This is a genomic window from Agromyces humi (assembly GCF_009720255.1).
GTDB lineage: Bacteria > Actinomycetota > Actinomycetes > Actinomycetales > Microbacteriaceae > Agromyces > Agromyces humi.
This window is the reverse complement of the sequence record NZ_WJSP02000241.1, coordinates 1-5,673: the sequence shown is the minus strand read 5'-3', so window position 1 is coordinate 5,673 and position 5,673 is coordinate 1. Positions and strand designations below refer to the sequence as shown.

The following is a 5,673-nucleotide window of genomic DNA, read 5'->3' as shown; positions in this document are numbered from 1 at the left end:
CGGCGCGGTCCTGCAGGGCGTATCGGCGGGCCGGCCGCCCCTTCGTGTAATCGCCGACGGCGCGGGCGTCGCCGAGCTCGGCGAGCCAGCCCTGCCGCACGAGCTCGTCGCACACTCCGATGACGGTGGAGCGGGTGAGGCCGGTGGCGCCCATCACGTCCGACGCGGTGAATGCGCCGGCGCGCCAGGCATGTTCGAGCACGCGGCGCGCGTTGAGCTTGCGCAGCACCTGCGGCGACGACGCTCCCACGGAATCCATCGACGACCCCCTTGACCTCGGCCGATCCTCTGTTGCATTATTTACGCCAACGAGTAAATCTACATCCTAAATTTACTTTCGTCAGTGCTGACGACGTTGCACGGCACGGGCGATCCGACCCCGGAGGAGACGACGACGTGCCTCACGAAGCTTCCCGCACGGTCCCGACGCGGCTCGCCCGTCGCGTCGCCCTCGCCCTCGCCGGGGCGGTCGGCGCGTCCCTCGCGCTCGCGGGCTGTGCCGGCTCGGGCGACGACGGCACCGCCGACATCACCTTCCACATGTCGAAGCCCGAGGCGGTCCCGTACTTCAGGGAGCTCGTCGACGAGTTCAACGCCTCGCAGACCGACGTGCACGTCACACTGGACACCGCCTCGAATCTCTCGGCCGGGTTCCTCCGCGGCAACCCGCCCGACGTGGGTCTCCTGAACTACAACATGGAGATGGCGCGCTTCCAGGAGCGCGGGGCGCTCTCCGATCTGTCCGACATGCCCGAGGCCGACCGGATCCGGCCCGACGTGCAGGAGCTCGTCGACCAGTTGCCCTCGTATCCGGGACGCACGAGCGTGCTGCCATACTCCGTGGCCGCCGAGTCCGTCATCTACAACGTGCAGATGTTCGAGGACCACGGCATCGAGGTGCCGACCACCTGGGACGAGCTCATCGCCGCGTGCGAGACGCTCGAGGCGGCCGGGATCACCCCGATCTACAGCACCTTCAAGGAGCCATGGACGGTGGCCCAGGGGCTGTTCGACTACACCGTCGGCGGGTCCATCGACGTGGCCGACTTCTACGACCGGATGAACGAGCTCGGCACCGAGGTCGGCCCCGACTCCGAGGTGTCCTTCCAGAAGACGCTGATCGAACCGGTCGATCGGATGCTGGAGCTCGCCGCCTACTCGAACGACGATGCCGCGAGCCGCGGCTACGGCGACGGCAACGCGGCGTTCGCGAAGGGCGAGGCGGCGATGCTCATGCAGGGCCCCTGGGCGCTCGGCGAGATCGCGAAGACGGATCCCGATCTCGAGCTCGGCACGTTCCCGCTCCCGGTGACGGACGACCCCGACGACCTCAAGGTACGGGTGAACCTCGACCTCGCGCTCTGGGTCCCCGAGGCGAGCTCCGACCAGGAGGCCGCGCGGGAGTTCGTGACGTTCCTCATGCAGCAGGACGTGATGGACGACTACAACGCCGAGTACCTCGGCTTCGGCACCACGACCGAGGCGGCGCCCGCCACCGACGAGCGGATCCTCGGCATGCAGGAGTACTACGACGAGGGCCGGTTCTACCAGGGCGCCTCGAAGTTCATCCCGCTCAGCATCCCGACCGAGAACTACCTGCAGGCCATCGTGACCGGTTCGGACGCCGAGGCGACGCTCGCCCGGCTCGACGCCGACTGGGCCCGCCTCGCACTGCGCGGCTGACCGGCCGAACATCGAGAGGACGTCGACATGACCACACCCATCACGACCGCCGCGGCATCCGCGGGCGCCATGGTCGACGAAGCCGAGCACGGCCATGTCGACCACCTCGCCGGAGGCCGGTCGGGCCGCAGGGGACGACGCCGGGTCGAGGCGATCTACTACTGGTTCCTCGTTCCGACCGTGGTGCTGTTCACGCTCGCCATCACCGTGCCCGCGGTCCTCGGCATCTTCTACAGCTTCACGAACTTCATCGGCTTCGGCGAGTGGGAGTTCATCGGACTCACCAACTACGTCGCCGTGTTCTCGGACCCGGCGATCCTCTCGAGCTACCTCTTCACCTTCGGCTTCGCCATCGTCACGGTGGTGCTCGTCAACGTCATCGCGTTCCTCCTCGCCGTCGGCCTCACGTCGCGCGTGCGGCTGAAGTCGGGACTCCGCGCCGTCTTCGTGATCCCGATGGTCATCTCGGGCATCGTCATCGCCTACGTGTTCAACTTCCTGTTCTCGAACTCGCTGCCCGCGTTCGGATCGGCGGTCGGCATCCCGTGGCTGTCGGAGTCGCTCCTCGCGAACCCGGACCTCGCCTGGCTCGCCATCGTCGTCGTGGCCACCTGGCAGTCGGTCCCCGCGACGCTCCTCATCTACATCGCCGGCCTGCTCTCCATCCCGGGCGAGGTGTACGAGGCGGCCGACATCGACGGCGCCGAGCCGCTCCGGCGGCTCTGGTCGGTCACGCTGCCGCTCGTCGCGGGCTACGTCGTGATCAACGTCATCCTCGGGTTCAAGAACTACCTCAACGTGTACGACGTGATCGTCGGCCTCACGAACGGCGGTCCGGGAACGGCGACCCGCAGCATCGCGATGACCATCTTCACCGGCTTCACCGGCGGCGACTACGCCTACCAGATGGCGAACGCCACGCTCTTCTTCATCATCGCGGTGCTCATCTCCATCCTCCAGCTCAGGCTCACCCGCGGAAAGGCGGCCATCGCATGACCCAGGCAGCAGCACGCATCCCGGTCGCCGACGCGCAGCCCACGACGCGCGCCATGACGACCGACGTCGCGCGTCGTCGCAAGGGCCGGGTCGGGCAGGAACGGGCGAACTGGTCGACCACGATCCTGCTCGTCCTCGCGTCCCTCACCGTGCTCGTGCCGCTCTACGTGACGATCTCGATGTCGCTGAAGTCGACGTCGCAGGCGGTGGACGGCAACGCGTTCTCCCTGCCGGCGCCGATCGACTTCTCGGGGTACGCGGCGGCATGGGAGCTCACGAACTTCCCGGTGGCGTTCACCATCTCGATCCTCATCACCGCGGCGTCGGTCATCGGCACGATCCTGCTGGCCGCGCTCGCGTCCTACGCGATCGCCCGCAACTGGGAGCACCGGTTCTTCCGGTACTCGTTCTTCTACCTGCTGGCCGCGATGTTCCTGCCGTTCCCCGTCGTCGCGCTGCCGCAGATCCAGCTGACCGGCCTCACGGGGCTCGCGAACCCGGTCGGCGTCACGATCCTGCACATCATGTTCCAGCTGTCGTTCAGCATCCTGCTGTTCACCGCGTTCCTGCGCTCGATCCCGCTCGAGCTCGAGGAGAGTGCGCGCATCGACGGCGCCACGACGGGCCAGACGTTCTGGCGGCTGATCTTCCCGCTGCTGGCACCCATGAGCGCCACGGTGGGCATCTTCGCCTTCCTCGCCTCGTGGAACGACTTCATGATGCCGTCACTCATCATCGCGGACTCGAGCCAGCAGACCCTTCCGGTGGTGCAGCAGATCTTCCAGACGCAGTTCAGCAACAACTACAACGTGTCGTTCGCCTCCTACCTGATGGCGATGGCGCCGGCGATCATCGCCTACCTGTTCACGCAGCGTTGGGTGATGGAGGGCGTGACGCAGGGCGCGGTCAAGGGATGACGCGCGACGACGCCGACTGGTGGCGGCAGGCGGTCGTCTACCAGGTGTATCCGCGCAGCTTCGCGGATGCGAACGCCGACGGCATCGGCGACCTCCGCGGCATCCGGTCTCGCGTGCCGTACCTGCGGCGCCTGGGCGTCGACGCCGTCTGGCTCAGCCCGTTCTACCCGTCGGCGCTCGCCGACGGCGGATACGACGTCGACGACTACCGCGACGTCGACCCGCGGCTCGGCACCCTCGATGACTTCGACGACCTCGTCGCCGAGCTGCACGCGTCCGGCATCCGCATCATCGTCGACATCGTGCCGAACCACACGTCGAACCGGCATGCCTGGTTCGTCGAGGCACTCGCATCGCCGAGGGGCTCCGCCGCTCGCAACCGGTACATCTTCCGCGACGGGCTCGGCGAGGGGCGGACCCTCCCTCCCGCGGACTGGACCAGTGCCTTCGGCGGTCCCGCCTGGGAACCCGTCGGCGACGGCCAGTGGTACCTGCACTACTTCGCCACCGAGCAGCCCGACCTCAACTGGGACAACCGCGAGGTGCGCGACGACTTCCTGACCACCCTCCGCTTCTGGTCGGACCGGGGCGTCGACGGGTTCCGCATCGACGTGGCGCACGGACTCGCGAAGCGCCTCGACGATGAGCTTCCCGACCAGGCCGCGCTCGATGCGCTTCCCCGCGACGGGGGCCATCCGCTGTGGGACCGGGACGAGGTGCACGAGATCTACGCCGCGTGGCGCGCGGTCTTCGACAGCTATTCGCCCCCGCGCACGGCGGTCGCGGAAGCATGGGTGGACACCCCACGACGCCCGCGCTACGCGAGCCGGGAGGGACTCGGCCAGGCATTCAACTTCGACCTGCTCGAGGCGCCGTTCGACGCGGGAGCCTTCCGGCGGATCGTCGACGCGAACCTGGCGCTCGCCTCGGAGTCCGGCTCGTCGACGACGTGGGTGCTCTCCAACCACGACGTCGTGCGTCATGCCACGCGCTACGGCCTCCCCGAGCCGGTCGATCCCCGCGAGAAGCACGGCGCCGCCTGGCTCCTCTCGGGAGGCGTCCACCCAGTGCTCGACGCCGATGGCGGCCTGCGACGCGCCCGCGCCGCGACGCTGTTCATGCTGGGCCTGCCCGGGTCCGCCTACCTGTACCAGGGTGAGGAGCTCGGCCTCCACGAGGTCGCCGACATCCCTCCGATCGAGCGGCAGGACCCGGCGTACTTCCGCAACCCGGGGGTCGACGTCGGCCGTGACGGATGCCGCGTGCCGATCCCGTGGCGGAGTGACGGCACGTCGTTCGGGTTCGGCTCCGACGGTTCGCACCTTCCCCAGCCGGCGTGGTTCGCTGAGCTCTCGGTGGAGGCGCAGCAGGATGCCCCGGACTCGACGCTCGCGCTCTACCGGCGAGCGCTCGAGCTGCGCCGGGACCTCCAGGGCTCGGAGCGGCTCGCCTGGTCGCCGACGGAGCACGACGACGTCGTGCGGTTCCGCCGCGACGGCGGGTGGGAGGTCGTCATCAACTTCGGGGCCGCGTCCGTGCCGTTGCCCGCCGGCGAGGTCCTCGTCGCGAGCGGCCCCCTGCCCGACGGCCTGCTGCCGGCGGAGACGGCGGCGTGGCTGCGGGTGACGTCGGCGCCCTGAGCCGCCGGCATCAGCCTCCCGGGCGAGTCGACGGATTCACTCGCCGGGCCGTCGGGTCCGCGTCCGGATCCGCAGCACGACGAACTCGGCGGGACGGATCGGCGCGAATCCCATGAGCACGATCAGCTCGCCGGCGTCGAGGTCCTCCTGGGTCGTCGTCTCCCGACCGCAGCGCACGAAGTACGCCTCTGCGGCCGAGCGACCGTGGAAGGCGCCCGCCCTGAAGAGGTCGTGCAGGAACGCGCCGACGGACTCGCGGACCTCCTGCCAGAGCGGCTCGTCGTTCGGCTCGAAGACCGTCCACTGCAGGCCGCGCTCGATGCTCTCCTCGAGGAAGAGCGCCGTGCGGCGCACCGGCACGTACTTCCACTCGGCGGCCGCGGGACCGCCGGCGGCGAGCGTTCGGGCGCCCCACACGATCGGGCGCCGGCCGGGGA

At 69.2% G+C, this 5,673-nt stretch carries 5 protein-coding genes and 1 pseudogene; 4 read left to right on the top strand and 2 right to left on the bottom strand.

The genetic code is table 11. From position 1 onward, the window contains the following. Positions 1-259, bottom strand: a pseudogene (locus GH736_RS15945) (helix-turn-helix domain-containing protein); the annotation flags it as partial. A gap of 137 nt (positions 260-396) precedes the next feature. On the opposite strand from GH736_RS15945, the gene GH736_RS15940 reads away from it, so the two are divergent. The 4 genes from GH736_RS15940 to GH736_RS15925 all read left to right on the top strand — a co-directional run bounded on the left by GH736_RS15940 (position 397) and on the right by GH736_RS15925 (position 5,236). Continuing rightward, the gene (locus GH736_RS15940; protein ID WP_159605083.1) at positions 397-1,683 is read left to right on the top strand and encodes an ABC transporter substrate-binding protein; all 1,287 of its coding nucleotides are present in this window, start codon (positions 397-399) and stop codon (positions 1,681-1,683) included. Positions 1,684-1,752: 69 nt separating this feature from the next. After that, entirely contained in the window at positions 1,753-2,679 is a 927-nt protein-coding gene (locus GH736_RS15935) for a carbohydrate ABC transporter permease (protein ID WP_159605087.1), read from the top strand. A 53-nt stretch (positions 2,680-2,732) separates the two neighbouring features. Further along, positions 2,733-3,596, top strand: a complete 864-nt coding sequence (locus tag GH736_RS15930; RefSeq protein WP_203230808.1) for a carbohydrate ABC transporter permease — start codon at positions 2,733-2,735, stop codon at positions 3,594-3,596. Next, the gene (locus GH736_RS15925) at positions 3,593-5,236 is read left to right on the top strand and encodes a glycoside hydrolase family 13 protein (RefSeq protein WP_159605079.1); all 1,644 of its coding nucleotides are present in this window, start codon (positions 3,593-3,595) and stop codon (positions 5,234-5,236) included. The genes GH736_RS15930 and GH736_RS15925 overlap by 4 nt, the downstream gene beginning before the upstream one ends. A 36-nt stretch (positions 5,237-5,272) precedes the next feature. Here GH736_RS15925 and GH736_RS15920 read toward each other — a convergent pair. Continuing rightward, on the bottom strand, positions 5,273-5,673 hold a 401-nt coding region (locus GH736_RS15920), incomplete at its 5' end, for a phage tail sheath family protein (protein ID WP_162529570.1).